The sequence below is a fragment of the Thermococcus pacificus genome (assembly GCF_002214485.1).
Lineage (GTDB): Archaea > Methanobacteriota_B > Thermococci > Thermococcales > Thermococcaceae > Thermococcus > Thermococcus pacificus.
Window position 1 is genome coordinate 602405 of the sequence record NZ_CP015102.1, and the last position, 24693, is coordinate 627097.

Annotated in this window: 28 protein-coding genes and 2 tRNA genes; 3 read left to right on the forward strand and 27 right to left on the reverse strand. The window is 52.5% G+C overall.

The window, feature by feature from the left end:
- Positions 1–85: 85 nt before the first annotated feature.
- Positions 86–361 (forward strand): TonB-dependent receptor, encoded by a 276-nt coding sequence (locus A3L08_RS03310; RefSeq protein ID WP_088853682.1) that lies wholly within the window; start codon positions 86–88, stop codon positions 359–361.
- Here A3L08_RS03310 and A3L08_RS03315 read toward each other — a convergent pair.
- The 11 genes from A3L08_RS03315 to twy1 form a co-directional block, all read right to left on the reverse strand.
- Positions 316–1062: a DUF2101 family protein gene (locus A3L08_RS03315; RefSeq protein WP_088853683.1), complete on the reverse strand. Its 747-nt coding sequence runs from the start codon at positions 1060–1062 to the stop codon at positions 316–318. The two genes, A3L08_RS03310 and A3L08_RS03315, sit on opposite strands and share 46 nt — an antisense overlap.
- Before the next feature lie 4 nt (positions 1063–1066).
- A complete protein-coding gene (locus tag A3L08_RS03320; RefSeq protein WP_157721581.1) occupies positions 1067–4285 on the reverse strand; it encodes a DUF2341 domain-containing protein in 3219 nt (1072 codons plus the stop codon).
- A complete protein-coding gene (locus A3L08_RS03325) occupies positions 4282–6450 on the reverse strand; it encodes a hypothetical protein (protein ID WP_088853685.1) in 2169 nt (722 codons plus the stop codon). The genes A3L08_RS03320 and A3L08_RS03325 overlap by 4 nt, the downstream gene beginning before the upstream one ends.
- A complete protein-coding gene (locus A3L08_RS03330) occupies positions 6447–7841 on the reverse strand; it encodes a hypothetical protein (RefSeq protein WP_088853686.1) in 1395 nt (464 codons plus the stop codon). Before A3L08_RS03330 ends, A3L08_RS03325 begins: the two co-directional genes overlap by 4 nt.
- Positions 7838–8266 (reverse strand): hypothetical protein, encoded by a 429-nt coding sequence (locus tag A3L08_RS03335; protein ID WP_232461756.1) that lies wholly within the window; start codon positions 8264–8266, stop codon positions 7838–7840. Before A3L08_RS03335 ends, A3L08_RS03330 begins: the two co-directional genes overlap by 4 nt.
- Positions 8267–8294: 28 nt before the next feature.
- The gene (locus A3L08_RS03340) at positions 8295–8738 is read right to left on the reverse strand and encodes a hypothetical protein (RefSeq protein ID WP_088853688.1); all 444 of its coding nucleotides are present in this window, start codon (positions 8736–8738) and stop codon (positions 8295–8297) included.
- Positions 8713–9231 (reverse strand): hypothetical protein, encoded by a 519-nt coding sequence (locus tag A3L08_RS03345; RefSeq protein ID WP_232461757.1) that lies wholly within the window; start codon positions 9229–9231, stop codon positions 8713–8715. The genes A3L08_RS03340 and A3L08_RS03345 overlap by 26 nt, the downstream gene beginning before the upstream one ends.
- 94 nt (positions 9232–9325) lie before the next feature.
- Positions 9326–9955 (reverse strand): hypothetical protein, encoded by a 630-nt coding sequence (locus A3L08_RS03350; protein ID WP_088853689.1) that lies wholly within the window; start codon positions 9953–9955, stop codon positions 9326–9328.
- On the reverse strand, positions 9948–11117 hold the full coding sequence (locus A3L08_RS03355; protein ID WP_088853690.1) for an FtsZ/tubulin family protein: 1170 nt from the start codon (positions 11115–11117) through the stop codon (positions 9948–9950). Before A3L08_RS03355 ends, A3L08_RS03350 begins: the two co-directional genes overlap by 8 nt.
- A gap of 7 nt (positions 11118–11124) precedes the next feature.
- The gene (locus A3L08_RS03360; RefSeq protein ID WP_088853691.1) at positions 11125–13335 is read right to left on the reverse strand and encodes a prenyltransferase/squalene oxidase repeat-containing protein; all 2211 of its coding nucleotides are present in this window, start codon (positions 13333–13335) and stop codon (positions 11125–11127) included.
- A gap of 83 nt (positions 13336–13418) precedes the next feature.
- A complete protein-coding gene (twy1, locus tag A3L08_RS03365; protein ID WP_088853692.1) occupies positions 13419–14420 on the reverse strand; it encodes a 4-demethylwyosine synthase TYW1 in 1002 nt (333 codons plus the stop codon).
- Positions 14421–14566: 146 nt separating this feature from the next.
- On the opposite strand from twy1, the gene A3L08_RS09990 reads away from it, so the two are divergent.
- A complete protein-coding gene (locus tag A3L08_RS09990) occupies positions 14567–14704 on the forward strand; it encodes a hypothetical protein (RefSeq protein WP_198362134.1) in 138 nt (45 codons plus the stop codon).
- Here the strand turns inward: A3L08_RS09990 and A3L08_RS03370 are convergent.
- The 15 genes from A3L08_RS03370 to A3L08_RS03440 all read right to left on the reverse strand — a co-directional run bounded on the left by A3L08_RS03370 (position 14689) and on the right by A3L08_RS03440 (position 23478).
- Positions 14689–15270, reverse strand: coding sequence for a HemK2/MTQ2 family protein methyltransferase (locus A3L08_RS03370; protein WP_088853693.1), 582 nt, complete (start codon positions 15268–15270; stop codon positions 14689–14691). The two genes, A3L08_RS09990 and A3L08_RS03370, sit on opposite strands and share 16 nt — an antisense overlap.
- Before the next feature lie 51 nt (positions 15271–15321).
- Positions 15322–15504, reverse strand: a complete 183-nt coding sequence (locus A3L08_RS03375) for a 30S ribosomal protein S27ae (protein WP_088853694.1) — start codon at positions 15502–15504, stop codon at positions 15322–15324.
- 10 nt (positions 15505–15514) lie between these two features.
- Positions 15515–15811, reverse strand: coding sequence for a 30S ribosomal protein S24e (locus A3L08_RS03380; protein ID WP_088853695.1), 297 nt, complete (start codon positions 15809–15811; stop codon positions 15515–15517).
- Positions 15801–16334, reverse strand: coding sequence for a GTP-dependent dephospho-CoA kinase (locus A3L08_RS03385; protein WP_088854880.1), 534 nt, complete (start codon positions 16332–16334; stop codon positions 15801–15803). The genes A3L08_RS03380 and A3L08_RS03385 overlap by 11 nt, the downstream gene beginning before the upstream one ends.
- Positions 16334–16519, reverse strand: coding sequence for a transcription elongation factor subunit Spt4 (gene spt4 / locus A3L08_RS03390; protein ID WP_198362144.1), 186 nt, complete (start codon positions 16517–16519; stop codon positions 16334–16336). Before spt4 ends, A3L08_RS03385 begins: the two co-directional genes overlap by 1 nt.
- 2 nt (positions 16520–16521) lie before the next feature.
- A complete protein-coding gene (locus A3L08_RS03395; RefSeq protein ID WP_088853697.1) occupies positions 16522–17082 on the reverse strand; it encodes a DNA-directed RNA polymerase in 561 nt (186 codons plus the stop codon).
- Positions 17083–17118: 36 nt separating this feature from the next.
- Positions 17119–17655, reverse strand: a complete 537-nt coding sequence (locus tag A3L08_RS03400) for an inorganic diphosphatase (RefSeq protein WP_088853698.1) — start codon at positions 17653–17655, stop codon at positions 17119–17121.
- 109 nt (positions 17656–17764) lie between these two features.
- Positions 17765–18769, reverse strand: a complete 1005-nt coding sequence (locus tag A3L08_RS03405; protein ID WP_088853699.1) for a DUF5305 family protein — start codon at positions 18767–18769, stop codon at positions 17765–17767.
- A 52-nt stretch (positions 18770–18821) separates the two neighbouring features.
- Positions 18822–19790 (reverse strand): hypothetical protein, encoded by a 969-nt coding sequence (locus tag A3L08_RS03410; RefSeq protein ID WP_232461758.1) that lies wholly within the window; start codon positions 19788–19790, stop codon positions 18822–18824.
- Positions 19783–20850, reverse strand: coding sequence for a signal peptidase I (locus A3L08_RS03415; RefSeq protein ID WP_088853701.1), 1068 nt, complete (start codon positions 20848–20850; stop codon positions 19783–19785). The genes A3L08_RS03410 and A3L08_RS03415 overlap by 8 nt, the downstream gene beginning before the upstream one ends.
- Positions 20851–20904: 54 nt before the next feature.
- Complete coding sequence (locus A3L08_RS03420; protein WP_088853702.1) at positions 20905–21453, reverse strand: DUF1102 domain-containing protein; 549 nt, start codon at positions 21451–21453, stop codon at positions 20905–20907.
- A gap of 14 nt (positions 21454–21467) precedes the next feature.
- Positions 21468–22061 carry a DUF1102 domain-containing protein gene (locus A3L08_RS03425; protein WP_088853703.1) on the reverse strand — a complete coding sequence of 198 codons (594 nt, stop codon included), beginning with the start codon at positions 22059–22061 and terminating at the stop codon, positions 21468–21470.
- A gap of 209 nt (positions 22062–22270) precedes the next feature.
- On the reverse strand, positions 22271–22738 hold the full coding sequence (locus A3L08_RS03430) for a DUF7344 domain-containing protein (RefSeq protein ID WP_198362145.1): 468 nt from the start codon (positions 22736–22738) through the stop codon (positions 22271–22273).
- 29 nt (positions 22739–22767) lie between these two features.
- Positions 22768–22989, reverse strand: a complete 222-nt coding sequence (locus A3L08_RS03435; RefSeq protein ID WP_088853705.1) for a hypothetical protein — start codon at positions 22987–22989, stop codon at positions 22768–22770.
- Positions 22990–23402: 413 nt separating this feature from the next.
- A tRNA-Gln gene (locus A3L08_RS03440) sits at positions 23403–23478 on the reverse strand.
- A gap of 94 nt (positions 23479–23572) precedes the next feature.
- Between A3L08_RS03440 and A3L08_RS03445 the strand changes: the two genes are divergently transcribed.
- Positions 23573–23836, forward strand: coding sequence for a hypothetical protein (locus A3L08_RS03445; protein WP_088853706.1), 264 nt, complete (start codon positions 23573–23575; stop codon positions 23834–23836).
- A gap of 725 nt (positions 23837–24561) precedes the next feature.
- Here the strand turns inward: A3L08_RS03445 and A3L08_RS03450 are convergent.
- Positions 24562–24639 (reverse strand) — tRNA-Pro (locus A3L08_RS03450).
- Between the last annotated feature and the right edge of the window lie 54 nt (positions 24640–24693).

Genomic DNA, 24693 nt, shown 5'->3' on the forward strand with positions numbered 1-24693 from the left:
TTTGAAAAGCCTTGCTGGTTACGATTAAGGATTGCAAATTAGAAAACTTTTTAAAGTTTTAGCCCTTACTATCTATGGTGATAGCTTGGGGCACACGGTCTATTACCGCACCATAATTGATAGGTGGAATGAGTTCAGGGATTTCCTGGAAGCTGTTTGTGAAGGGCTCGGCTTCCGTTTTGTTGAGGGAGAAGATTCCGTTATGATCCTACCAGAATGCCGTGGTGTCGAGCCCCTGGAGATAAAGAAGAACGGAAAAGGTTTCGTCAAAACGAACTTAGTCGAACCCTGCCATTCCATCTATCTGCTGATCCTTCACTCAGTCGCGTTCTTCGGCTCCGTCGAGCTCTGGGAGGATTGATCATCGAGGTAGATCTCTATTATCCTAACCGGGACTGCCCCTCTGAGTTTTTTATCCTCCACGATGAGCTTCACAACCCTGCCGACCTCTAGGTCTTCCACCGCGTCCACCCAGTAGTAGCCAGGTTTAACGTTGGCCGCTATGTCGTCGTGGACGAAAACCCTGACGGCTTCACCTTTGATCTCTTCCACTGTCCCGTAGGTGTAGTCCCTGCCGTATCTCTGCTTGAAGTACCATCTGAAAGCTAGGATCACTGCAACCACGAGAGCGAGGTAGCCGTAGTAGTAATACACGCTAGTGGCAAGTCTCCTCACCGCGTCGTAGCCGGCGAACGCGGCGAACGTTAGCCAGGTTATTGAGTAGTAGAAGAACCTGTACGGTTCAACATCGATGAAGAAACTCCTGTTCCTGGTCGTGAGGTGCCTTACGTAGAGGAAATTAATGACCGCCAGGGTCAGTATCCACAGGGGGTTGGCCCTGAGGAATAGAAGTATCAGACCGATGCCTAGGTAAAGGAGGAAGCTGATCTGAAGCTTAAGGCTGAGGAACTCGTGCGGGCTCAGGGGCTTTTTGATGACCTTTTTCAGGTACTTGAAGTCAGGGGGTTGCTCGGAGGGGGAGGGCTTCAAAAACTCCGAGATCCTGTCCCCAATTGAGTATACTGCATCGCCTACTCTGTATAGGATTTCCTCAACGGACATTATTTCACCCCTGGAGTAGGTCGCTCGCTCCCTGTACGTCAAACATCTTTCTAGCTATCGCGGGTGTTAGATAAAAGTTTTCGTCCAGCAAGGGCGATGAGACGCCGCCGTTGGTAGAGATTCCGAAGACCTTCTTGGCGTTCGGGTTGTCTGAGGGGTAGTCGCGATAGTTGAGGTATATGTAGTCAGCGGCGGGCTGTCTCCTGATGAGGAAGTTGAGGTTGGGCGGCAGGTCCTTCGGCAGGATGAAGCTCACCAGTCCTATGGGGTATCTAGCGGTTCCGTAGACGGCCATCTGCATCTTCGCGGCTATTCTCTCGTAGTAGTTCCTGTTGGTGGTGTCCCCGCCTTCCAGTCTCTCAAAGAACGACGGTGCCCCCTGTACTCCAAAGTACTTCTGGGCCTGGATGCAGTCGATGAAGGGCTGAATATCGTACGCCCTCGCGGTGGAGTATCCCCCGGCGGACGGCACGCTCTCGCTCGAGGTGGTCGTAATCTGGCTTTCTGTGTAGGTCTCGTACGGGTACAGGGCCGCCACTATCCAGTCAAAGTAGGCGTCGTTCCCCTGGCCGTTGTCGATGATGGCGAATAGTTTGAATCCCGTGACCTGTCCGATCTGCACGCTCGCGGTGGACTCCCGGGAGCCCGCGAGGTTGGGACTGTGGGTGAACGTCAGGTCGAGGTTGATAGAGTCTTTCTCTACGATTACCTCGTACCTCTGGGGAGTTTCCACGTCCCAGGCCCCGTTGTAGTTGTCGAGGTTGGTGTCCCAATCCTGAAGGATGGCGAGCTTGTCGCCCCCGTGGTCCTGATGGCCAGGGTTGTCGTCTATGAACTGGAGTGAGACCGGCTCCTGCCCTCCGGCGATTTCGACATACTCCGAGAGCTGGGAGATGTCCACGTACCTCCTTATGAAGACCCAGTCGAAAACTGCGGTATTATCATTATTGTCATCGAGGTTTATCAGCTCGAGGCTGAGGAGGGGGTCTTTGTACACACGGTAGTAGCCATCGTCGTCGTTGTACCTTATGGGATTATCAAAGTATGCCCTGTTGGTAGTGCCGTAGTCTGCAAAATCAACGTCAGCAACGGGATAATCACCGTCCCAGTATCCCGGGTGTATTGAGACTTCGTACGTGCGGTATCCACAGCACCCCCTGGTTTTCTGCACACTAGTTGGATAATAGGAGTACCACCCACCATAATAGTCGTCCCACCATTCGTCTTGGATCTTCAGAGTGTTGTCCTCCTCCACTAAATCGTCGGTGAAGTTGATGTAGTATACGTCCGTATACCACCTTCCGCGCACTTTGTACGTGTATTCCGTGTGGACCCTTATCCCCGCGTTCCACGCTTTGTTCTTGGTTGTGGGTTTCATACTAAACCTGATGGCTATATCGCCCTGTATGCCGTAACTGGAGAGGTCAAAAGAGGTGCTTTGGCCGTCGTCTATTCTCTTATCGCTATCAGTGAACCAAAGGAAAACCTGGGAGCCGTCCCCCCTCGTGTAAGTTCCCGTGTTGTACTTTATGTAGAAAGTACCTGGAAGATTCCCCTTAACCCAGATTAGAGCACCGTTATCGTTCCAGTATTCAATCCAGAAGGGAACCGGATTCTGAAGCTGTTCATCCGAGTAAACCTCTATCTGTGCTTCGTTTTGAGAGTTGTGGGTTATCGCTTGGGCCGTTGCTGAGTCTAGGTGAATGGGTATCTGGACTCCAGAGAGGCTTTCGGGGTAGTTAACTGTGGCCTTCAGGTATTTTTCTCCACCCTTTGGAATCGTCTCTACTTCCACTCCCGAGTCAAAATCCCACGTGCTGGTCGAGGCCTTAACCGAATACCTGACGAAGAACGAATCCCACGGTACGGTGGATACAAGCTTGCTCTCCTCCTCGCCGGCGGTTAGGGCCACGCTCTGGTTGTGAACGGGGAAGATCGCTATGTTTCCGCTCCACTCCATGCTCTGGTCGCTGGTAGAGTAGTAGACGGTGTACTCCCTCGTGTCGGTGGTGTTGAGCCAGATAAGTATCTTGTCGTCCCCCCAGTATTCTATCCAGTAGGGGGCTATTTCGCAGGAGGTGTCCGAGCGCTTGTATATCCTTATTGAGGCGGCGCTACCGTCATGGACGGCGCTTCCGAACGGCACGGAGGAGGGGGTGAGCTCGAGGAGCACGAGTGAATTCGGGGGAGCGGTACTGGGGAGCGTCATGTTGGCGCGGTACTCCAGCTTCTTCTCGCACCAGTGGGAGGGAGTGCCAGTGCCCCCGCTGATTGAATCGAACGTCATGACTCCTATGTCTCCCGGGTTGAAGACGCTCAAGGGCGAAACCTTCCTTCCGCCGAGCGTTGTATTGAAGATGTAAGGGGCGTTCGGGGTCTCGGACGGTTGTTGCCTCGTTATGTAACCGAGGACGTTCTCCCCCGCGGTGTACTTGTCGCTGTAGAATATCGTTCCTCCCCTGGGCACGTTGTAAAGCTGTCCTGAGAAGGTCTTTATGCTGGAATGCCCGTATCCATCGAGGCGGGTGTAGGGCGGGGTGATTGAGGGGTAGGCGAACTTGCACGCGGAGATTATCCTGGAGGTTCTTCCGCTCGTGAGGTGTGGGAAGAGCGGGTCCTCTATGCCCTCTATCGGAATAACCACGTAAACGGAGCCTTTCTGCGGGATTGAGGAATTGTAGACGACTAGTCCTGAGGAGTCCTCTATGATGATGTTGGGTATGCTCGCGTTGACGACTATGTGGAAGGAGTCGAGCGGTGCCACGGTGAGCTTCATGTTCTGAACTATCTCATCCGGGCTTGGCTTCATCGTGTAGCCCTGCCTCTCGAGCTCCCACTCCATGTTCCTCAGCCAGTCCTTGATGGTGTTGTTCTTCATGAAGAACTCCTCGCGAGACTTCCACTCGGAGTTCGTCCCCCCTATGTAGGGGTAGTGGCCGTAGGTTATCAGCTGCTTCAAAGCCGCGCTGGCGTTGTCTAGAGGCCTCTCGCTGGTAACGTAATCAACACTGAGCGCGATAGCTCTCTTCGTGGAGAGCGAGAGAGTGTTCTTGAAGTCTTCCTCCAGATAAGAAGTCAGCCTGAACGTTCTCTCTATCTGGACGTTCTCGCTCTGGGAGGTGATTATCATCGATGAGGCATCCTCGTACGTGGCTATGAGCAGTAACAGCGGGATGAGAAGAAGCAGAACGGCCGAATTTATGAGGAATCCTCGCCTCTTCATGAGTTCTCCCTCCATACCCTTAGGGTGACCATTATGGGCGATATTGAACTTGGAATTCCACCGAGGGACGCGAAGTCTATCTTGGTGTCCGAGAGCTCGACCAGTATCGGGTGGTTCCAGCCATCCCCACCGAGCTTTTGGAACAGCCTGAGAACCGCATCGTCCACGGCGTAGTCCCCTGGCTTCAGCTCTGCGGCGGTTAAGTTCATGTATTCCCCGCGGGAGACCGCGGCCTTGTCGCCTATGATTATGCTCGACTCCCTCACAGTGCTTCCAACTATGTACTTGTAGGTGAGGTTGTAGGCCTTGACCTCTGGGTATCCCTGGAGGAGCTTTGGCTTGATGTCCTTGTACGGGGCGTAGGCGTCGAGGAGGAACAGAACCTCACCGAGGGCGTGGGAGGGGTCCACTCCGTAGCATTTCCCAAAGGAGAGGTCAAATTTGTTGAGGCCAGGATGTATGGCGTCCTCGACCACTCTGCCTTGGTAGTCCCTCGTGGTGACGGTGTATCCCCATCTGGTGAATACATCGAGGAAATCGTTGTGCTGGGGAGCGTCGTAGAGGGTTATCCATGTTGTCTCGTCCTTGCTGAGTATCCGGACGTCCTGGTCACATACTGTCCCCGCATCATGAAGCCACGGGAACTGATACTTGACGTAGATGGGGGTTCCTTTTTCAGGTAGGCTCCACTGCCAGGTGACATCGTTGTAGAAGTCGCCGCTCTTCCGGTTTCTGGCAGTGTAGTCATCGAGGGTCTTCCTAAAGTCTATCGAGTACAAGCTGGCGTAGACGAACGGGGTGTAGCCGACGTACACGTAGGATTTCGTCCCGTCGAGGTGAAGTTCACTGGAGCTTGCCCTTGTTATGTCAAAGATTATGGTGAAGAAAGACCCCGAGATGTCCTGGTACGTGTAACCGGTCGACTGTATGGCACTCGCTATCGTGGCGTTGTCAGCGGTGAACACGTTGCCCGACCTCGAGAGAGTTATCGGGTCAGAGAGTTTGTTGAATATCCGGAATCTGGCCGTCACGACCTCTATGTTCTCACCCTCGATGTGAATGCGAAGCTCGCTGATGTTTCCGGGGGCGAAGACGTACTTCTCCATGTCCAGCGAATCGTTGGCGTAGACATCGGCGAAGTAGAACTTGTGAGGGTATGTGAAGGTGGACGCCTGAGACGTCTTGTAGGTGATTATGATGTGCTGGGCTCCGTCTTCACCGGAGTTCATGGAGTGTTTTACCAGCACCTGGAATGTGACGTTGATATTCTGATCCACACTGTTCTGTACCTCCTCCACAAGGTTGCAGGTGGTGTAGTCGTTGTCGTTGGTGTCCTCAAGCTCTTCGTTTAGGTGGACGTTATTCCATCCCCCATTGTCCCAGTCCCGGCAGGTGACGTATTTGTCATTGATCCTGATGGAGTAGTCCGAGTACGTCCAAGCTCCCTCCAAGAGCCACTTAACTCCAGTAATCCTCGCATCGGAGGGGAACTGCGACGTGGGGACGATGTACCTGATTTTTATCGGTCCCGTATTATCATTAGCCGTTGCTATGTAGTCTCCCATGTAGGTGTACGTCGTTTCCTTCGCCTTCAGTTTGCTCAGGTAGGCCCTGGCCATGTATCCCCTGGGCGTTTTGTTGTACTCGTAACCGCTGAGTATAAGGGTCGCTGGCATGACGTCTGGGGTCAGGTTGTAGTTGCTGCCGCTCTTGATGATGTAGGGCCTCTCGTAGTTGTACACGTTGCTGCTGTTGTTGGTGGAGATTATGAGTTCGTAGTTATAGTCTTTCAGTGCCGTGTCCAGGATGAACGATAAAATCTCCCCGGCTTTTTCCCTCAGCCTCAGGGAGGGGTACTTAGCGTCCATCGACCAGTATGTGGTAGTTATCTCGAGGGGGGACATGTGGGGGTCGACGAGGGTGGTGTTGATAACCCCTGAGGATATCCACTCCGAGAGCTTTTCCTGCGGGACGATGTCGCTGAGGGGAACGGTCTTCAGCATCGTCAACGTGTCCTCCGCGAGGTATTTGTCGCTCGAGCGCATGTAAGTGGAGTACACGTTCCTAGTCTGGGCCTCTATCCCGATTATACTCGTTATTATTATCAGTGCCAGAAACACGGATAGTATCGCGTCAAGTGTGAAAATGAAGGCTCGCCTCTTCATGAGTCATCCCACACCCACAGCTTTAACATCGTTCTCTCAAACTTGGGCTTCATAATGGTGCCCAGATGCCCCATGTCCGTTATCTTGGCCGTCCCGCCGAACGTGTTGCCGTATATCCACACCAGGATGACCTTCGAACCGGTACTCGTGTCGAATGCCTGGAATATAGAGCTCCATGGAACGTCCACGCTGGTCGTGTTCCCTATGTAGAACTTGGGCGGGGATGAATCGCCCGAGGTTGCCACTACCGCCTGCAGGGCAGAATCCTCGCTCTGTTTCTCTATGAGCACGCCCCTATACTCGTCTCCATCCCTAGCTATCAGGATTATCCTACCCGTGTCCTGGGGCGCAACGGTGACCCGGAAGTAGGCGTACTCCGGCACGTTCATCGTCAGCCTGCCGGCTATCCACTCGGTGGTTGAGGGTGAATCGACATCGATGCTCTCCTCGTACTTTAACTTCTCCACCGTGACCTTTCTCTCTATGTACTCGACCCACGGTGACCTGTCGCGGGATTTCTGTATTGTGGCGTCATCATTCACCTTGCTTCCGTTTATGACGGCTATCCTGTATGAGGGGGCCGTTAGCTCCTCGGGCTCCGTCACATCGACATTCACCTGTATAGTGTTCTTCTGGTAGCCCTCCACTATGATCCTAACCTGTCCCTGTCCGGTTATGTGGAGCCCCCTGTCGGTCCACTGCACCTGGAAGTGTGAGCCGGTGGATATCACCTGTATCCCTACGTAAGCGGGCGCGGGGATTGGATAGTCTTCGCCGTTCTTTCTATCATGAACTGTTATGTCCTCAAGGGTGTAGAACGCCAGAACGTCCCCAGGGGAGAGGCTGTACGGCTGGTTGCGCTTGGGGAGTTTGTCCCCGTTAAGCGTCACGTTGGTGGCGTCGAAGGGGTTGTTGCCCGTGCTGCCCTGTCCTATCTGCATGTTCCTGTCCTTTCCGTCGCTGAGGTCAATGAACACCCTCTTGGGGAAGTTTCCGGTCAGGCTGACGGTGGTGTTTGTGAGGTAGAGGTGGAGCTCGAAGTCCTTGTTGTTGCTCATGCTGATTAGGCTGTTGACCACCGCGGTGTCGTCCCCCAGTTGCATCAGGGCTGATATCTTCTCGTAGCTGACTGCGTAGGGGTACGTGTCACTTCTGAGGCCAAGACTCCTGAGTTTTGAAGCGTCCTTGATCCAGTTGGCTGGGTCTCCCGGGTTCTTGGTCAGAACGTCGAGCATATTGCTGGCTATGTTAGCCCTATCGTACCAGCTCACCATTGTGGATATTTCGTTCTGAAGGGCCGTTGAGGTGCTGGTTATCGTGCCGAGCATCACGACTACCATGACTAATGCCAACATTGCGTCCAGCGAAAGTATCTGTCCCCTGCGCCTCATGCTCCCACCACGTTCACGTTTATCAAGACCTTTTTCCCGCCGTAGTAGATGGTCTTCCCCTCCATCCTGGCGTTGGTGTGGTCGAGGAGGTCCCTCACCAAAAAGTCCTGTATCGCCTTGGCTATGTTATCGTTGTCGAGGTCGACTTTTCCGGAGTACCTGACCTGTATGTTAATGGTTATCGTGTCTCCACTCTCGCTTGAGCTTATCGACGAGACCATGAAGTTTCTCGAGGTGTAGTTGGACTTCTCTATCACGGGGTTGAGGATACTGTACGGCTGACTGTCCGCGGTGACCCCTGAATTGAGGTACGAGCACGCGCTCGAAGCGGAGGATTTCACGTAGGTGATAAGGGTGCTGCTCCGGTTCTCGTCAAGGTAAGAGGGAACGAGGATGACTATCCCTGTCAGTATTATCGCGGTCATGAAGAGAACCTCAATGGCGACCTGCCCTTTACGGCGAGTAGCTGAGCTCAACATAAACCTTCCCTCCCCTCTCCCGGGCCTTTATCCATATCTCGCTTTTGTCGGGTGTTATCTGAATTGATTCGTCCTGGTATATAGGGACCGGGCTCTGCTGTACCGTGGTGTACTGTCTTCCACCGATGTTGCCGGTTATGATTATCATATTATCCTTCGAGCTCAGCCTTACGGTGATGCTATCGCCACCCGTGAGCGGGATGGGTGACTCCTTCTTGGCGCTGAACCCGTTGCCGGAGGCGTATACCTTGGTCACCGTGTCCCTTATGTCCACGGAGAATATCTTCAGACGGGTGGTTGCGTCGAAGGTTTCCGCGTGGCTTCGCTGCATGTTGGCGATGTAGACCATGTTAAGAACGGTGATGGCGATGAGAGTAATCGCGAACAGGAAGTCAAGGCTGATCTGTCCCCTCTTCATGGTCACCCACCGGGTTGATGTTGATTCTGATCTCAAGGTATCCGTCGACGGTCTTGCTGCTCCAGCCCTCTGCCTTGTCCGGGTTCCACTCCACGACTATTCTAACGGACTTTGAGGGAAGGCCATTTGGGAACGGGAGGGAGGCTTCCTTGAAGCTGTATGGCACCTCCGTAGTCACGGTGTTCTTGTTGTCCCCGCTCGTGACCGAGTTGCTCCCTACCCACACCATTACGGAGTTCCCGCTGCCCTTTATGGTAACCGAAGTGGAGCCGAAGGTCTTCTGCAGGTAGTCCGGCTCGGCAAGGTAGGTGACCTTAGCGTAGGTCGTGGACTTCGCCCCGGGTCCCTGGGCGTAGACCTGGGCTACAGTGCCTGCGATGGTGTTTGCGAGGTTCTTCTCCTCCAGGAGAATCTGCATGTTCAGGGTTTCCGCTGAGGTGGAACCCTGCTGGAAGGTTATGCTGTTGACGGAGTATAACATAAGTACGAGCATGATACCGAACACTAACATGAATTCTAAGGACACTTGACCACGTCTCACAATACGCATGTTTCTTCCCTCAATGGGTATATCTTTGAACATATATTTAATAGTTGCCCTTCGATTTTTCGACCTTTACCACCGCGAAAAGGCCCGTTCCGAGTTTTTTGGTCTCGATACCGAAATAATCACCGCTGAATATCTTGAACTTGTAGTGCTCTGGCTGGAGGCCGTGTCCCCCCACGAGGTTTCTGAGCTCGTCAATGAAGAGCTGGGTGAGCTCGTAGTATATCAGGTCGAACCTCTCCTTCGCCCTGTCGTGGAGTAGCACTGCCAGCGGAAGCAGTGCCAGGCCGAGGAGGACGTAGGGCTGGCCCGTGAAGACAGAGATGGCTCCCGCGGCGGCTATGACGATGCCCAGGGCTGTATATCCGAGCCTCTCGCGCTTCCTTATCTCCTTTATCTCCTGCACCTTCGCCTCCCAGATGTCGAGGAGCGCTGGATTGTAGAAGTCGAAGGCGGTGTGGCGCTTCCCCTTCGCTATCCTCTCCCTTATGAGGTCGTCCCAGTCGTCCCTGTAGTAGATAACCTCGCCGTGAAGCTTGGCCCTCTCCGCATCTAGGGAGGATATTATCCTGATGATGTCCTCGGCACTCTCGTGGGCGATGTGGGAATAGACTTCCTTCTCGTCGAGGTCGAGGGCCACCTCGACTGAGTCCCTGACCGGATCAGTCATCCTCCTGCCTCCTCAGCTTCTTCGTGATACCATCAACGTCCGGAAACGAGCCGTCGTAAAGCTCCGAGACCCCTGTCTCCCCTGGGGGGTAGACATCGTCGAAGTCCGGCAGGCCACTAAGGAGCTTCTTCTTCTTAGTCTCGGCCTCTTCCCTGGCCTTCATAAAGGACTGGGCGTAGTTCTTTGCGGTGATTATGATGTCCTCGATGCTCCTGCTGTCGTAGATTCCGCTGAGGAGCGTAACTACTTCAACTTCCCTCTCCCTTGGGTCCGGGTAGAAGCCCCTGAAGATTTGCTTGCCCCTTATCTTGCCCGTGAGGTAGTCCAAGGCCTCGAAGATGTCGCTCGCCTTCAACACCTCAGGCGGGCCGTGGACGGCGACGAGGCCGTAAAGGGCTGACTCGATGTTTGCCTCGAGGTAGAGTCCCTCACTCTCAAAGGACTTCATTATGAGCCTCGACAGGCTCTTAACCTTTCCAGCGTCCGCCTTGGCATATCCGACCGTTGCAAAGCTCCCGAAGGCCTTGAGCACGAACTTTAAATCGCTTGAATCCAAAGTCTGCTCGCCGGGAACGTCGACGAGGGCCAGAAGCGACGCTATCCTCTCCACTATCGTGTAGTTTATCTTTTCATAGGCCTTGCTGATGTCGTCGTCCCCCTCCTTGAGCTTGTTGTTGTCGATGGCTATTATCGAGTCCGCTATCTTGGAGAGCTTGTCTATCGTTATGGCTGCGTTTATGGTGGGCCTTATGCCCTCCTCCTTGAGCGGGAGGGCGCCTATCGCTACTACGAGGGAATCAGGATACTCCTCCTTCAGCGCCTCGGCTAGGATGGGCGTTCCTCCTGCACCGGTTCCGCCGCCGAAGCCGAAGGTCAGGAAGAAGATGTCAATGTCCTCGTAGCCGATGATCGAGCCTATCTTTCTCATCACCAAGGGGAGGTCGCGCTTCATCGCTTCCCTTCCGAGGATGGGGTTTGCGTTGACACCCTTTCCCCTGGTCAGGCCCTCACCTATGAGTATCCTGCGCTCGTGGGGGATGTGCTTCAGGTACTCCAGGTCTCCCTTGGACGTGTTAACGGCTAGGGCCTCAAAATCGACGAGGGAAAAGAGGTCGGCGATTTTAGTGCCGCACTGGCCGACCCCTATGATTAGAGCCCTCACTCCCTAATCACCTCACCACTATTACTCTCGCCTTTCCGTTCTCGTTTACGAGAACCATCGCGTCTCCCCTTATGTACTTTATGAAGCCGATGCTGAATATCTCCTTGACTATCTCTTCGGTTCCGGGGGTGTATAGTATCAGCAGTGCAAATCCGTTTGAGGTCCTTCCAGGAACTATCAGAACCACGTCTGATTTGGGAACCTCTATATCCCCGATCTTAATGGAGCTGTTGAGTATCTCTACGGTGATCTGGGGGTTGTATTCTTGTACGTCAATTCCTCCAATTTTTGAGATGATTACGTAGTTGCCCTCTTTTGAGATTGTCTTGGTTTTTATAAACTGCTGACCAAAGACACTATGCAGGTTTGAGGCAATCTTTGAGATGTTGTACTCGTCCGAATCTGCGAATACCTTAAACGACTGAGTATTTAGAATTGACACGATGTTCTCCAAGGTTACTAACGGCCTTATCTTGGCTATGAATGCTATAGAAGCGGCCAGATCCAGATAATTCTCTTTGATGTCGTTCAGATTTTCAAGGATCAATGTGAGTGTGTCTTCTCTATAATCAATGCCATATTCTAAGAGTAATGTTGTAATCTCAGTGGTTATGAAAATCTCTGGTTCTTGAGGGATTCTTCTGCCGGTTATGTCCTCGTAGTATTTATAATAGCCCCATCCTTTGTCCCATCTCTGAGATTCAAGCCAATCAATGTGTTCTCTCACCTCCTTCTCGTTGACAACCCTTGTGAGCGTTTTCAACACCACCATTGTTACAAAAAGATTTGGTTTCAGCATGTACTTAATGTATCTTCCGCCCATGTATGTACCCCAGCCAGTGCTGCTTATATCCATTAACCATTTTGTTGCACTTTGTATTACAGGATCTGAGGGGGATATTCCCAAATCCAGCAAGAGATCGATGGCATAGGCGGTGTCTAACGGTTGTGGACCTAGGATTTTGGATCCCCATAGGTTAGTTCCTTGCAGTCTGGAGTTTAGAATGTTTCTGATGATCTCGTTTTTTTCGTTGCTACTGAGCTCTCCGGACTCAGCTAGAGCTTTAACCGCGTAGTAGTATTCGGGGGAAATATAGTTTCTTAGCTTTATTTTGTCTTCTTCTTTTTTCATAACTTTTCTCATGAACGTCAGGGCATTCTGTATGATCTTTGAATCACGAGGATAACAAGAAGATAATGCCTTCAGAGCGTAGTAAGTGACTGTAGGGTTGGACTCTTGAAAATCAGAAAACGGCCAACCTCCATCAGGGTTTTGTGCCGATGCTAAAACTGAGCAGAGATCCATGGTTGTTTCGTTGAAACTTTCGGGAGGTATTGGTTTTTGATATGATCTGGATATCCCCATGATAGCGTACGCTGTAGTGGCCACGAGTTCGCTGGTACCAAAACAATTTGGTACGTTCGTCCAGTATGTTAGGTTGTCTATGGTTTTTTGGCCCTGATTAATGAGTATATGGAGCGCCCTTAACGTATTGAAATCTACTGGTTCATATAATGTAAGAGCATACGTTAATACTGCTCTCTCTTTGGTTGTGAGAGTTTCATTCAGCAATATGTACTTGGCCCTTTCTATCTGCTCAGAGTTAACGGGAACTTTGAGGTAATGATAAGCTATTAGTTCCAAGGCAAATCTTTCATGAGGAGAGATTTCACATGTCTCCACAGAGGAGAGGTATTCAATAGCGTTCTTAACAATCTCTCTGTGGATGGTGTATTTGTTCATTCCTAAAGCCCATAAGGCTATTAAGGTGGGGTAACACTCAGACGTTGTTTTAGGTATATAACCCCAGGCTTCCCCATTATTAGCAGATACTAAATATCTGAGGCCTTTTTTTAGAGATACGGAAGCTTCTGCATGGAGAGGTGAACTGACATTATCTATGAATGTTCTCAATGCTATAACCGCATAGGCCGTGTCGAGAACGTTACTCGGCTCGTTCGGGTAGTAGCCCCACCCTCCATCGGCGTTCTGGTCTTCGAGGAGCTCGTTGACCAGTACCTCTATCTCGGGGGTTATGTCCCAGTTCACGTCGTCCTTCGCCGCTGCGAGGGCCATTATGCTCAGGCTTATCTCCCTTACTTGCTGGGTGTTTTCCGAGGTCCCACTTAGAAACCTCACGGAGCCGTCTATCGCTTCGGCACTAACGGCTGGAACCAGCATGAGAACAATAATTATTACGGCCAGAACCTTCTTCATGAGCTTTCACCCTAAGCTGATTCTAAGCGTCCAGAATAAATAAACTTTTTCCATCGTCGAAAAGGGATAAAACAGAGAATGATTCAGTGCTTTATGAAGCGGCCGTTTACTCCGGTCCCGTGTGGGTCAACGTCGTCCCGCATTATAAGCACGACCCTGCTGGGCTCGTACTCGTCCTCTATGTGGTAGCCGGGTAAGTATTTCACCAGCTCCTCCGCGAAGGCTTTAATCTCCTCATGGCGCGGCATGTTGTTGATGGTCAGCCTGTTCCTTGAGAAGCCGACGAACATGTATGCCTTTGCCTCGACGAACATCGGGTTGGCGAGCTTTATGAGCTTCGCATATCCTTCAGGGTTGTGCATGTTCTCGCCCTTGACGAGGGTGAGTCTTATCACGGTCCTTGTCTGAGCGTCCCTCATTAGCGCAAGCGTCTCCTTTATCCTGTCCCAGCCGTCGGGGATCATGGGGACGTTGACGCGGTTGTATGTCTCGATGTCGGGGGCGGTGAGCGAGACGTAGAGCTGGGTCGGGAGTTTATCCTCGCGCTTCATCTCCTCAAGTCTCTCCGGGACGGTTCCGTTGGTGACTATGAAGGTGGTGAACCCCCTCTTATGGAACTCCTCCACTAGGTCGCCCATGTAGGGGTAGAGCATCGGCTCGCCCGAGAGGCTTATGGCCGCATGCTTCGGGTTCCAGGCTTCCTCAAACTTCTTCATGTTTATACCCGGCATTCCCTTGTAGCCGACGAGGAGCTTCCTCTGGGCCTTTATGCTCTCCTCGACGATGAAGGCCGGGTCGTCCCATGGTTCCGGCAGTTCGGTTCCTAGGAAGCCCTCCATCGGGCGCCAGCAGAATATGCAGTTGTGGGTGCACCACGCTGTTACGGGCGTCATCTGGAGGCAGCGGTGGGAGTGTATGTTGTAGAACTTCTGCTTGTAGCAGAAGCGGTCGTGCTTTATGCTCTCCTTGAGCCAGTGGCAGAGCTTCACCGAGCTGTGCCTCCCCACCAGAGCGTAATGCTGCTTCCTGAAGAGTCTCGCCATCTCCTCGGGCATGTTCGGGTTGGATACAAAGGTTATCGCCATTAGCCTCACCTAATCCTCTCTTTGGGGTTGCCTTGGGCGGACGCTTTTAAAAAGTTGCTGGACAAAGGTGCGGAATGTATTTTATCGTCGAAAAATAATTCGGCAATCTGCGAAAGGTTTAAAAGCCTGGACTCGTGTTTCCTTCCATGTTCGAGCAGATAAAACCCCAACCCGAGCTGAAGGCAAGGGAGATTGAAATCGACTTCTTTGAGGACGACGTTGACGCCCCGGAAAGGCCGAAGGTTAAGCTCCTCCTCGAAATCAGGCGCTACCATCTCGCCTGAGCGTTTATCAGCAATATATCCTCGAAGAAGATGTGCCTCTTAGCGGCAACCCTCGCGGTCAATCCAACTTTTTCCAGCCTTTTGAGGGTTTCCTCAACCCCGGTTATCGAACTCTGGACTACTTGGACGATTCCGCCGGGTTTTAGATAGTCCGGCACTTCCTTGATGAACCTGTCGAGAACTTCTCTCCCCGTTTCCCCTCCCACTAGGGCCAGGTCAATCGGCTCCTCAGGCTCGCCGGGCAGGTATGGGGCGTTGAAGGTTATAACGTCGAATCTTCCAGAAACGTTCTCAAAGAGGTCGCTTAAGAAGAATTCGACGTTTTGGATCCCGTTCAGCCTGGCGTTCTCCCTCGCCAACTCAACAGCAATCGGGTTTACATCGACCCCGAGGACGAACTTTGCCCTCCTCGCCATCAGGAGTGCTATAAGCCCCGTCCCCGTGCCCATGTCGAGGGCAGTGTCACCTTCCCTGACGGCGAGGTTCTCCGCGAGCAGGAATGTGTCCTCTGCAGGTTCATACACTTGAGGGTGGAGTTTAATGTTGAGGCCGTAGTAAAGGGGCATGGACAACACCAGAAGTCAGAAAAGCGTGGATTATTGGAAGGGAAAAGGAAATCACTTCCTCTTCCACTCGGTGTAGCCGCAGCGGCCGCAGCTCCAGCGGTCCTTGTGCTCGGCCATGAAGACGCCCGGACCGCAGCGCGGGCAGAACTTGTTCTTCCTCTTGACCTTTCCGCCCTGAACCTCGTACATCTTCCACTTCTGGCTGGTCTTCTTACCGCCCTTACCCTTGGTCATTTAAACCACCTCACTCCTCCTGCTTCTCTATCAAGCCATCCCTAACGAGGATGTATTCGGGCTCGATGTAGAGCATCCTCTCCCTGCTCTCGTAGGCCTTGGCGTAGCCCTTGCTGACCCTGCTACCGAAGTAGCTCCTTATGTACTGGACGACGACGGTCTCCGGGTTGAGGTCGAGCATCGCGACGAGCTTGCCCTTGACGTCGGCCCTGCTCGGGGTTGGCTCTCCCTCGTGGATGACATCGAAGTATATCTCCTTCCTCCCGAGGAGCTTGTTCTCCCTTATCTCGGTAACCTTAATCTCCATCGCGAACCACCTCCATCTTCGACATGAGCTTTCCACACTTGAGCTTGCATTCGGGTGTTACCTTTATAAGCACTACTCCCTCATCGGGCTGGCCGTAGAGGACCAAACTCCCATACGGAGCGTAGAGGACCGCTGGAATAGCGGCCAAATCCTCCTCGCCGTTCACCTTTATGTAAACCCTCCGGCCCCTTTCGGCCAGTCCAAAGCCCTTTCTGATTGCGTTTAATAAAGCTTTCGTTACCGTTCCAGCAGGGTTCTGGACGGTCATTACAACGGCGTCGGTCTCTATGCCTGGGTTGTACTCGTGCCTCTTGGTCTTGTGGTCGTATATCGCAACGCTCGGCTGAATGCCGAGCCTGAGCACGTTCTCGGTAACCACATCGCCGACGGTAACGACGTGTCTCGCCCCTTCAAGCTCGCCCCTAACCCTGAGGTACGGCTCGGGAATTTCCCCGCGGACTAACCTGCCCAGCGGGTGCTTCAGCTCCCTTCTGAGTTCGGGAGTTAGCTTGAAGTACAGCATCATCTGACCCTTATGGCGTATTTGCCGGGGACCTTAACCCCCAGCTTCTCGGCTATCCTGCTCTTCTCTGGGTCGGTGATTATGACGAGGTCGAACCACTCATCGCTGAGGTCTCTGCTACCGCAGACGGGACAGCGGTCCTCTGTGGTTATGTAGTGGCAGTGCCTGCAGGCGCGCTCCTTCACCATTAAGCCTCAGCCTCCTTGTGCTTCTCCTTCTCTATCCAGTCCCTCTTCCCGAGGCCCGGCTGTCTCATTGTGAGGCCTATCTTGTTCTCCCTTATGACGCGGCTCTTAACGCTTATCGCTATGACCCTGGCCCTCACGTAGTCACCGAGCTTGAGGGTTCTGTTGGTCTCCTTGCCGAGGAACTGCTTGTTCTTCTCGTCGAAGACGACGTAGTCGTCCATGAGCTGGCTGATGTGGACGAGACCGTCCATCGGGCCGATTCTTATGAAGGCACCGTAGGGGGCGACGTCGATGACCTCGCCCTCAACGACCTCGTGCATCTCGGGCTTCCAGACAAGGACGTCAAAGACAACCTCGTGGTAGGTGGCGCCGTCCCCTGGGACGATAACGCCCTGCCCGATGTCTTCAACGTCCATGACCGCCAGAACGACGCCCTCGTCTCTGTCATAGATACCCTCGTAGGTCTCGCGGAGGACGAGCTTCGCCGCCTCCTTGGGGTCCATCGTGAACATCCTGGGCGGAATCCTGACGACGTCCTTAATCTTGAGGAGCTTGTACATGCCTCAACCTCCTTGAGGAATAAGGGGGAAAAGAAATCACTCCTTCTTCCCGAACTTCTCCTTGTAGAGCTCTATGGCGCGGAGTATTTCCTTCTTGGCCTCCTCGGCGTTGCCCCAGCCCTCAACGGTGGTGACCTTGCCCTGGAGCTCCTTGTACCTCTGGAAGAAGTGGGCTATCTCGTCGAGGAAGGCCTTCGGAACGTCGTCGATGTCCTTCCAGTCTTCGAAGTACGGGTCCTCGACAGGGACGGCGAGAACCTTCCAGTCCTTGTCGCCGCTGTCTTCCATCTTCATTATGCCTATGGGCCTGGCCTCGATGATGGTGAGCGGGTAGACCGGCTCGCGCATTATGACCATTATGTCGAAGGGATCGCCGTCGTCGTACCAGGTCTGCGGGATGATTCCGTAGTCGACCGGGTAGAAGAACGGGCTGTAAAGGACGCGGTCGAGCTTCAGAAGGCCGGTCTTCTTGTCGAGCTCGTACTTGTTCCTGCTCCCCTTCGGTATCTCTATGAGAGCGTACACAACCTCTGGAACCTCCGGTCCGGGCTCAAGCTCGTGGAACGGGTTCATCTCTAACCACCTCTAACCTTTTTGCAGAACTTCTAGCTTAGGCTTTTGGGTAGTGCTTTTAAAGTTGTTGGTTAAGAAAACCTAAAAAAGCCTGGAAGGGTGAAAGCTTTCAGTTGGCCTTTTTCCCTTCCCGGGGTAGGGGCTTGCGGTACTCGTAGACGAGTTCCCCATCCACCACGGCGTAGACGTCATGTCCGTCCTTGGTGTAGTGTACTATCGGCTTGTCCACGAGGTCAAAGACCCTCTCAAGGTCTTCCGCCGAACTCAGCTCCACGGGATCCATGGCTTCAACTTCGCTGGGAACTCCCTCCACCATGAACTTCCTGAGCCCCTTCAGTTCGTCTTTGGGTTTCTTCTCCCTGTGGGTGTAAGCGAATCCCAGCGGGGGCATCATGAAGAGCAGTGCTAGGGCCGGAAAGACCGTCCTGCCTGTTGATACGAGCACCTCTTTGCCGGCGAAGTTTATGCTGTTCGCCGTGGTGTTGGTGTACCTCTCGACCTTTTTGTAGTCCTTCTCAGGCTCTGTAAGTTTCAGCATCCCCGATGTGTCCTTTGCAAGCGTTATCCTGTGGGTAAAAGGCTCCTTCCCTGCCATCTGAACCTCTACAAGAAGGTATGTATCCACACTGGCGCGGAATAGGCCCGTTCCTTCCCGTAGAACCTTCAGTTCACCGTTGATCTTGCTGATGTTGAAGGTCACTGGTATAGAGAACGATCCGGAGAACTTTCCGCTCCATGCTTCTTGAGTCGTGTTCATTAGGTATATCCTCTCTTTGTTGGAGACCACGTAGTAGTCCGTTCTCAGAACTGCTCTGTAGTTCCCTTCCGTTTCCGGGGCTATCGAGTAGTCATAGTTGCCCACAATCAGCCCCGTTATCTTCTCAGGGTAGTACTTCAGGCTGGTCCCGTTTTTGTATATCGTCTCGTTTGAGAAGAATCCCGCGTGACTCAGCTCTCCCTTCTCCATATAGAGCGTTTTGTACGTAACTTGGGTGGTGGTCGGATCTGTACTGTATGCCATTGCAGAATATGCCCCAAACAGAACCGACATACCGATGAAAACCGCCAACGTGATCTTGATTGCTTTAGCCTTGTCCAAAGAAAGTTCTTTCATAAATCAACACCCTCCATAACTCTCATGCTATAAAAATGAAAAAACACTGTGGTCAGCCCCCATGTCCATCGCACTGCTCATCATCTTCATTGTCGTCACAGCACGCCACGGACACCCAGAGCGGGTTGCTGACGATGCCGTAGCCTTTAATCTCCGCCCCATTGTTCAGGGAGTAATCCCCACATGATGTGAACTCCTGCTGGTTGCCTCCGTTTACCCTCGTGAATATCGTCACATTTAGGTGTTCGCTTCCGCCGGCGGGAACCGTAACGTCCCACTCCATCTTGGTTGCGGGCATGGAGTGTCCATGGCCACCACCGTTGGCGGGGTGGAAGCTGTAGGTTCCCGAGCTGGCCCCGGTTTCTCCGAGGCTCACGTTGAACTCCGCTGGAATAGTGTCCGCTATGGTAAGGTCAAGGTCTTCGCCCGTCGGGTTTGTCACGACTATCTGGAACGTCCACTTCTGGAACGTCTTCATGGGGATGTCGCTTGTGTTCCCTGAGAGCAGTATCTTCTCGATCCTCGGTCTGTTGACCACGATGAGCTTTATGGGGCATGCCGATATAGAGGCACCTCCCCCGTCCCACGTGGCGTACATGTCCATTGGGATTATGTACTCCCCGGGCTCAACGTTTCCGGAACTTACATGCCCCAGAAAAGTGTACTCCTCGCTCGGTGCCAACGTCCTGGGGGCTCCGTCGTCGGTTTCTATGGACACGCCCAGTCCTCCGGGCAGGCCCGAGTAGTCGGGAGAGAGCGCTATGTCAACGTCTTTGTCCTCCGGCAGGTAGTTCATGACGGTTAGGGCGTTGAAGTCCTGTTCGGAATTTGAACTCACGGTAATGACGGCCGCGTATCCCCTCTCGCACACGAAGCCCATGTACTCCCTATCGTGGGGCACTACGGTAACGGCTACCTCCCTTGTGGAGTTGTACTCCTTGAAGTTGCCGCTTGACCCGACCACGAGAAGTGCCCCAAAAACCAGTGCGACAAAAAAGAACGCCATTTTCATATCAACCATCTCCTGCTATTTTGCTCAGGAGGCTTCTCCTCCTGATCCTGATTCTAATCACTTCGCCCTGTCCAATGTCTGCCATGTAGTATAAGGCCAGCAGTATTGCGGCCAGTTCCAGCGTGTACGGGATCAAGGGGAGGTATGGGTTGATTTTGTACATCGCCGCCACGAGCCTCCCGGGAAGTATCGCCGGATACGAACGTACCTCTATTTCCTCGCGGTAGATTTTTGTGTCTTCGGGAACTGAGACTTTCATTAGGACCTCATGTGAGCCCTTTCCGTCTATCTTGAACTGCTTTTCGTTTAGAATGGTCACCCTGACGCTCTTTGTCCCTATGAAGTAGTGGAAAGGATAGATGGCCCTGTTCTCTATGCTCAGGTTTTTCTCGAAAGTGCTTCCGGGGAGGTACCATCCTTCCATCTGCCCGCTCGCAAGGGTGGAAGAGTAAGTGAAGGCTAGGGTCCCCCATGATGCAACCGTTACGAAGATGAACCCCGCCACTATGCCCACCGATACGACGGCATACACCGTGCGCATTGATAACTTGAGAAACCTCTTCTTCCTGCCGTGTCCCCTGCGGTTATTCCCCCCTGAAAACGTGAGGAACGCTCCCAGGAGCAGTATCACCGCTACCGCGTAGATGTTCGTTAGTTTGCTTCTGGCGGACTCTATGAGGGCACCTCCTCCCCTGATAACGAGGGGATGGTTTCCCACCGCCATGACCTTTCCGATTATGTCCTCCCGATTAACCGGGGGGTATGCACCATCCTGCTGGTCTGTGGCGACGTTGTTGTCTCCCTTCGTGATGTATCCTTCGTCCGTTACCGCGAATATCCTGTGGACGGTCCATCCATCTCTCCTGTGAAAGACAATGATATCACCGACTTCCCCGCCCTTTGAGAGCGGGTTTATGAAGAACAGATCCCCCTTGTTTATCGTGGGGGTCATGCTTTCAGAATAAGCGTACGAAATCAGAACAGGCCTATCAAGAACGAATCCCATGACTGAAGTGATCAGGAACATGATAACAATGAAGACTATTATGTTTTCTATCAGTTTTTTCATCTTCAGGCCTTCTCAAATTAAGTCAAAGATTGGGGCAAAGGCCCCGGAAAGAAATCACTCCTGCGGTACGCATGCACCTGCGTGTGCCTCGAAGCTCATCTGGAACTGGTCCATGTTAAGGGTGGCGTTGGTGTTGTCAAAGATCATGCCAATGGGTATGGGGTTGCCGTGTTCAACTGTGAACTCTATGTTGTCGTCGGGCCCTGCTATGGTGTTGGTGTAGTTGCCCGCGAAGATGAGGACGTTGTCGTGGTCGGTCTTTATCTTAACACAGATCGGGTAGTCGGTCTGGTTGTTCTCCCAGAGCTCGTTGCTTACCTCGAACATCTCCTCAAAGACGTAGGTAGTGTTCGGGCTCATGCCTGTTCCCCATCCACGGCTCTGGTTGTAGTTCGGGTTGTACTGGCTTATGTCCACGTAGAGCTTTCCAGCGTCGTAGGTTACGTAGGGCTGCAGGGCAGTCAAATCAATAAGCTCGTTGTCGTCTGAGACAACCTGGAATGATGCAGACCTGTCGGCGGCGTAGTACCTGAAGTTGGCACCCGCGCCTACTGCCAGGAGCATTCCAATCATAAGGAAGGCCAATCCAAATAGTTTATTCATCTTTCATTCCTCCTTCACTGACCGCACTTGCCAACGAGCTCTTGCGGCTCGGTGCCGAGTCTGTAGGCTTCGATGTGTATTGCTGCATTGTTGATCGTGCCGGGTGCGTCGTTTCCAACGGTGAAGTCCATGCCAACGCTAACTGCATCTCCGTTCTGCACAACGAAGCACACGTCGTTCTTAGCGTTGTCGCTCGCGTAAACAACTGTACCATTTGCGCTGTCGTGTATGTCCATGTCAGCTCCATAGAACTGAATAACTGAGTTGTCGCTGGTTATCCTGACGACTATTGCCATTCCCTCTTCCCAAAGGTCGTTGCTCACGTTGAATACCTCGTCAAAGTTGTACTCTGAGTTCGGGCTGAGGCCGTTTCCGTATCCCGGCCAGTGCGGGTTTTCCGGGCTGATGTCAACCACGAGAACGCCGCCATCGTTAATGTACGCGTAGGGCTGCACTGGAGTCAGATCGATGAGCTCGTTGTCATCGCTGACTATATCCCAATGCACGCTCCTGTCCGCGTTGTAGTCCCTGAAGTTGGCTCCTGCCCCTAAAACGAGGCCAAAGGCCACCAACAGGCCAAAAATGCCTAAAACAATATTCTTTCTCAATTTTTTCGCCTCCGTTTGGAGGCATCATGGAACAGGCCACGGTTGTGAGTGCTGGGTCTTAAAAGACCTGCTTCAATTCCGTGGCACTCATTTGCCACATCAACTGCACCATATAGATGCCCCTTGGCGGGCAACCATTACGGTCGCTCCACAGTCACTTGGGCCCGGGATATATATGAAGTTGGAGGTTACCCGGGGGTAACGCCACGTTACTCGCCATTACCATCAGGTTTTTTGGGGCTCTCCTCATCTCTGGGCCTCAAAACTTTGTAAGTTTTCATGTGCTGAACCACCGCAACCAGAAGGTAGGTCAGCGAGGCAAACAGGAGAAGGGAGTTGCCGAACCAGAGGGCAGTAATGGCGAAGATAAAGGAGATGCCCGCGTAGAAGGTGCTCCAGCTTATGTCGTTTCTCTGAACGACTTCCATGTAGAGCGTGACGTTGTCGGGGACCTGGAGGAGCGTTATCACCCCACGCTCGAAGGTCAGAACGCCCTCATGCTCAAGTTTGGGTATATGAGTCTGCATGAGGCTCACGTAGACGCTCTTCCTGTGCTTCCTGTCGGTGTTTCCCTCTTTTTCCGCAATGTACTCGACTATCTCCCTGAGCTCGGCCCTGCCATTCCTCATCTGAAGGAACTCTATAAGTAGCATCCTCCTCTCGTTCCCAAGGATCATGTTGGAGGGCGCGTTGTTGATCAACTCGCTCACCTCAACCGATAATGCCTTCTTCTGTTGTACCGTCCGCCGTTGTAGAAAGCCTCGACCACGCCGTTCAAAACGAGGTTTCTGAGAACCCTCTCGACCTTCTGCCTGGTGCAGTCAATACCCATCTCGTTCAGAAACCTTGTGATAAACGCAACACTAAGCGGTCCCCTTCTCTGGAGAAGGATCCTGATCTCACGCTCAAGGTTTACCGTCCCATTCATAATTTCTCACCGCCTATATCCGCTCTCAGCTGATTAAAGCGCCAGAATCTTAACAAGCAAGACAAGTTACTAAAATTCTACCTAACTCTACTAGGGGGTTCTCCTTAAAAGGCTTCCTAAAAAGTTCGATTTCACAGCTTTTTGGGTCAAAATAAGATTTCTCAGGGGATTTTTTTGAAGGAAACCCAAAGCTTGAGAGTTCTTTAAGGAAGGGGAGTGCCTTCAGAATTTGCCGGCAGGGCTGAAGAGCACGGCCAAACCGACTTTGAAAAGGCAAGGGGAGAACGCAAGAAGCTAACAACCTCTTGGACGTGATCCAAGGATCAGCGGAAAAACTGGGAGAATCCCCAAGGGCACAAGTTATGATGAAAGGTAGAACACGGGGTTCGAAGTTCGTCTGGAGCCCAGTTGAATGGTAGCCCCGCGGGGATTCGAACCCCGGTCGCGGGATCCAGAGTCCCGCATGCTTGGCCGCTACACCACGGGGCTGTGCCCGTTGATTAGGTGTTGGGTTGCCTTTATAAATTTTATCCTGCGGAAATGCATTTATACCCCCAATTACCAACTTGCTCCGGTGAAGGATATGGACTTCGCCCTCTTCATGGAGAGGTACGGCTACAGGCTGCTTATGCTGATAACGGTCTCTGTTATATTGGGTATAGCCTTGGCACCGTTCATCATGACGTTCTGGGCCTTCAGCAGCGATGGCTTGGCGGTTGCAGTTTTGGCGGTTATAATCCTTGGCATAGGTGTGCTCCTCATGGCGATCCCGAAGTTCTGGGACTTCGCCGACAAAATGCGCCACACTCATATTCTGGAGGACTGGAACGAGAAGGGCAATGACTGAGGGATTTTCTTGTTACCTGGCCTTTAGCTTATTCTACGCCTGAAGGGCATCTTTTCAGTGCAAACTCCTTTAAAATGGGCCTCTAACGGAGTTCTCCCTCGGAACAATTAATTTAAAGTAGAAAACCTTCATAAGCGGCACTTCAAGAAGGGGCTACAAACTTTGATGAAACTTCGCGAGCAAGCTTTTTCCAAAAGCTTGGGCAAAAAAGTCCCCTGCGCAAAAATAGGCGATGGTATTAGCATGCACATTTCGGGACCCTGTTAAAGCATGGGTTTACTTCCAAAAGAATCCTTCCAGACGGGTTTGCGTTTTGTTCTGGCGTCCTTCAGACGCCTTGAGGAGAGCAAACGTTCGAGAAATTATGGTTAATGAGCAAACCCACTCGGGAATTCAGCATTTTCAAAACAGCGCGCAATCTTTCCGTCAACGCTTTGCGCCAGCAAGCAAACTTTGCTTTGCAAAGTTTGATCGAAGAATAAACCCCTGCCAAAACTTCCCAGAATAAGTTTGCGTGTCTCTTTAAGATGGCAAGTTTGAAGGGGTTTGAATCTAGAAAGCAATCCAAAACAGGTTTCAACTTCCCATTAATCCCTCTGGGCGTTATTATTACAGTGAAACACACTTTAAAAAGCGTTAACGGGAGAACAAATCCTTCCAAAACCAGGAACTTTTAGAAGTGACATGCAAACCTTGATCAAACTTCGCGCAGGCGAAGTTTGTGTTGGTGGGGCCGCCGAGATTTGAACTCGGGTCCCCGGCTCCCGAAGCCGGAAGGATAGGCCAAGCTACCCCACGGCCCCACTGCCCGCCCTTAAGGGAATTCGTAGGGCTTATAAAGTTTACGGATTTACCCA